At 77.9% G+C, this 616-nt stretch carries 1 pseudogene; it reads left to right on the top strand.

The annotated features are described in order from the left end of the window. Positions 1-316: pseudogene (locus tag ACFWJO_RS39225) on the top strand (ABC transporter ATP-binding protein); the annotation flags it as partial. Between the last annotated feature and the right edge of the window lie 300 nt (positions 317-616).

Below are 616 nucleotides of genomic sequence, written 5' to 3' on the forward strand. Positions count from 1 at the left end.
GATCACCCGGGCACTGGGCCTCGCAGACCGGCTGGGCCACCGCCCGCACGAGCTCTCGGGCGGTCAGCAGCAGCGTGTCGCCGTCGCCCGCGCCCTGCTCACCCGACCGGACGTCGTGTTCGGGGACGAGCCCACCGGCAACCTGGACACCGCCACCTCCGCCGAGGTGCTCGGCCTGCTGCGCCGGTCCGCGCGGGAGATGGGCCAGACCGTCATCATGGTCACCCACGACCCCGTGGCCGCCTCCGCCGCCGACCGCGTCGTGCTGCTCGCGGACGGCCACCTGGCCGGCGAGCTCGTGGACCCCACGGTCGAGTCCGGCCCCGCCCCTGCCACCACGCCGGTCGACGCGGTGGTCACGGGCCTGACCCAGCCCTCCCCGGACCCGATGCTCTCCGGGCAGGCGCAGGTGTGGGCCTCGCCCGCGGCGCTGACCGCGGTGCAGGGCCAGGACGGGGAGGCCGGGTTCACCCCCCACCTGCTGCTGCGCCTGGCCGACGGGGCGGACGTCCCCGCCGTCGCCGAGGCCGCCGTCGCCGAGGCCGCCGCGGCCGGGGCGGACGTCGACGTCGCGACCCCGGACGAGGCCGTGCGCTCGGCGGTGACGCAGCTGAGC

Origin of the sequence: Streptomyces sp. NPDC127092, assembly GCF_042722475.1 — a bacterium.
In the GTDB taxonomy this organism is placed as follows: Bacteria; Actinomycetota; Actinomycetes; order Streptomycetales; family Streptomycetaceae; genus Streptomyces.